At 47.8% G+C, this 3,921-nt stretch carries 2 protein-coding genes; both read right to left on the minus strand.

Annotated elements, in window-relative coordinates; translation table 11 throughout:
- Window positions 1-217: 217 nt before the first annotated feature.
- Window positions 218-667 carry a hypothetical protein gene (locus tag VB714_RS07010; RefSeq protein ID WP_323222503.1) on the minus strand — a complete coding sequence of 150 codons (450 nt, stop codon included), beginning with the start codon at window positions 665-667 and terminating at the stop codon, window positions 218-220.
- Between the two features lie 20 nt (window positions 668-687).
- On the minus strand, window positions 688-3,921 hold a 3,234-nt coding region (locus VB714_RS07015; protein ID WP_323222506.1), incomplete at its 5' end, for a valine--tRNA ligase.

Genomic DNA, 3,921 nt, shown 5'->3' on the forward strand with positions numbered 1-3,921 from the left:
AAATCCATTGAAAGCGGTCGAGGGATGCTGAATTGCGGTCGAGGGATGCTGAATTTAGTTCAGCATATCCAATCGACCAAGAGATAGTTCAGCATATCCAATCGACCAAGAGAAGGATTAGGGTTATCGCGATACGGCTTTACCCGCCAAAAAATCCTTGACAGACCACTAGGGCGTAGCGCTATATTAGGATTTGATATCAGTCCTTAATTTTTTTCTAGTTTTCAAGTTCTTTTTCTCGGAGATCGAGTTCTGCTTCGCGGCGATCGAGTTCTTCCTGTTTTTTCCTAAACTCCTGTTCCATCTTTTCTCGACTGGATTCTAATTCTAACTTTTTCATGCTTGACTCTTGACTTTTGAGCGTTAATTCGTGTTGCCAGTTTTCGATTTTTTCTTTTTCCTCGATTAACCAAACTTTTTGCTTGGATGCTAAAAGCCAATCTGTGACATCTTCGATCGCACAGAAACAGTCTTTTTCGTCTAATTCAACCAAAACGAGAAATCCAACACGAGGGGTGAAGGTTGCGGGAATTTGCGTACTGGCAAGATGCACCGATCGCGATACGCCATCGACAGCCCAAGTATTTTCGGGAAGAATTTGCTTCGCCAGTAATTGCAAATCGATTCCCGATGCTGAATTGTTTTGTACTCGTGCTAAATATTGCATTATTTTGGCAGTAGAAGAAATTATTTGAGGCGATCGAGGCGATCGCGCAAAATTTCCATCTGTTTTTGCGCTTCTGTTAAGGTATCCTTGGCACCCTGTACGACATCATCTGGCGCTTTACTAACAAAATTAGTGTTATTCAAGCGCGAGGTTAAAGCCTTCACTTCTGCCTCAACTTTACCTAATTTTTTCTCTAGCTTAGTCTGAAGTGCCATCAAATCAACAACTCCTTCTAAAGGAATTAACACTTGGATCGTACCGACAACCCCCGCAAAGGCTTGCGGAAGCGTTTCGCGCAAGGTTGGCACAACTGCCACGGTTTCCCCTTTGGCCAAATCTTGAATGTAGGATTGTCCTGCGATTAAAATTTGACGTTCTTTCTCTTGTTCGCTTTGCAGGATAATTTTTGTTTTCACACTGGGTTTAATGTCAGCTTCTGCACGCAAATTGCGAATGGTACGAATGGTCTCAATGAGTAGGTTAAATTGTTCCTCGAGATGAGGGTTTAAAAGAGTAGTAGGAATGGGCTGCTGCATTTCGGCGGGGTTGGGTGTCAGATTAGGGGAGGGGCTTAAAGAAACGGTCGAAGTTGCCATTTCTGATTCTGTCGCGATCGTTCCTAACACAGTATCCCACTGTTTCTTGATTTGCTCTCGCAATGCTTGGCGACCGGAAGATCGGGACAAATAGCGCAGGGTAAACCAGGTCGAATAGCCGACACCGACCAGTTCCAAAGTTGGCTCAACAAAAGGAATAGCATTGAGGGTATCGAGGAGAGTAATGAGAACTTTGAATCCCACCAAAGACCCCGAAGCAACGGCGACAATAATCAAAGTGCGTTGATTGTTTTGGAAAAATTGATTGGTTCCTTTGGGGAGACTCGCGAGGAATTGCAAGAGAGGATTTTCGTAGTCGGGAGTTTGCGTTGCTGGGGATATCGGTGGGGAAGAAGGGGTTGATTTCTCTTCTTCTTCTTCTTTTGGCGCTTCCTGTAAGGTGTCGCTGGCCCAAGGATCGGCGATCGCGTAGCTTTGGGGTTTCAGGGGGGCGAGAATTTCGTCTACTTCGGGATAGGCTTGTAGGGCGATAACCTGCCCCGTTTTTTGCGTTAAAACTTGCCAGATTTCCTCGGTAATATGGGGCATGAAGGGATGGAGAAGTTTTAATGTTCCTTCCAATACATAAGCCAGGGTTTGCCTCGCGACGCGCCCAGAATTGGGGTTGCTTGGCGATCGCAGCCGGGGTTTGACCAGTTCGATATACCAGTCGCAAAAATCCCCCCAAATAAACTCATAGAGGCGTTTTGCAGCTTCTCCCAAGCCGTAGCGATCGATATCCTTGCGGGTGTCGCCCACGGTTTGATAGAAACGGGAGAGAATCCAGCGATCGCTTAACTCTAAGGCAGTTACGTCGGGTTTTCCCAGGCGATCGGGAGTTTCTCCCTCTAAGTTCATTAACACGAAGCGGGCGGCATTCCAGAGTTTATTGGCGAAGTTGCGGGAGGCTTCCACGGATTCCGATTCGTCAGTTTGGCGATCGTACTGCAAGCTAATATCTTGCCCCGCCCCAGCGACTTCTTTAATTAGGGTATAGCGTAGGGCATCGGTGCCGTATTTCTGAATTAAAATCAAGGGATCGATGCCATTTCCCGCAGATTTGGACATTTTCTTGCCCTTTTCATCTCTGACCAACCCGTGAATGTAGACATCTTTAAAGGGCATCTCATCGGTAAAATGTCCCGCCATCATGGTCATGCGTGCCACCCAAAAAAAGATAATATCAAATCCCGTCACAAGGGTGGAATTGGGATAATAGGCGCGTAAATCCGATGTTTCCTTCGGCCAGCCCATTGTTGAGAACGGCCATAACCCCGAGGAAAACCAAGTATCGAGAACATCGGGGTCTCTCTCTAATGTTACTCCTTCGCCAAACATAGCTTGAGCTTTGCCCATCGCTTCGGCATCATTGCGGGCAACTACAAACGGGGTATTATCAGTAATTTCGCCTCCAGTTTCGCTGATGGCGTACCAGGCCGGGATTTGATGCCCCCACCACAATTGCCGCGAGATGCACCAATCTTTTAAGCGTACCAGCCAATCGCGATAGACTTTGCTCCATCGTTCGGGAACAAAATGGGGAGAATTTTGCTTGTCGAGGCGATCGAGGGCGCGTTGGGAGAGGGGTTCGATTTTGACAAACCACTGGGTGGAAAGAAGGGGTTCTACGGGAACTTTGCCGCGATCGCTATAAGGCACCGCATGGCGATACTCCTCCACTTTCACCAATAATTTGTCCATTTCCAAGCGCTTGATCACATTGCGCCGCGCCTCAAAGCGATCCTGTCCGGCAAATTCCCCCCCATTCTCATTCAATGTGCCGTCTTTATTCAAAATGTTAATAAAGGGCAAATTATGGCGCTGTCCCATCTCAAAATCATTGGGATCGTGGGCAGGCGTGACCTTAACGCAACCTGTTCCAAAAGCAGGATCCACCAGTTCATCGGCAAAAATGGGGATTTCTCGGCCAATAATGGGCAGAATAATTGTTTTGCCGATCAAATCCTTGTAGCGCGGGTCTTTAGGGTTGACCGCGACTCCTGTATCTCCCAGCATCGTTTCTGGGCGAGTGGTGGCCACTTCCACATGGCCGTTCCCGTTACTGAGGGGATAGCGAAAATGCCATAAATAGCCATCGATTTCTTTATTTTCCACCTCTAGGTCAGAAACGGCGGACTGGGAGGCGGGACACCAGTTCACCATATAATTACCCCGATAAATCAAACCCTCGTCGTAAAGGCGCAGAAAGGCTTCTTGGACGGCTTCGCAGAGGGTGTCATCCATTGTAAAGCGTTCCCGCGTCCAATCGGCGGATAACCCCAAGCGCCGCAACTGATTAACAATTGTACTCCCCGATTCTTCTCGCCATTGCCACGCCCGTTCTAAAAATTTCTCTCGTCCGATGTCATCGCGAGTTTTCCCTTCTGCCTTTAATTGACGTTCTAAGATAGTTTGTACGGCAATACTGGCGTGATCGGTACCCGGCAAACAGAGGGTATTTTTCCCTAACATCCGGTGATAGCGCACCAAAGTATCGATTAAAGCTGTTTCAAAAGCGTGTCCCATGTGGAGACTTCCCGTTACGTTGGGAGGAGGAATGACAATGCTGTAGGTGTCTTCCCCTCGGGCGGGATCGGCTTTGAAAATCAGATTTTCTTCCCAGTATTGCTGCCACTTTTCTTCGGTGGCGGATGGATC

The sequence above is a fragment of the Spirulina sp. 06S082 genome, from assembly GCF_034932145.1.
Lineage (GTDB): Bacteria > Cyanobacteriota > Cyanobacteriia > Cyanobacteriales > Spirulinaceae > CCY15215.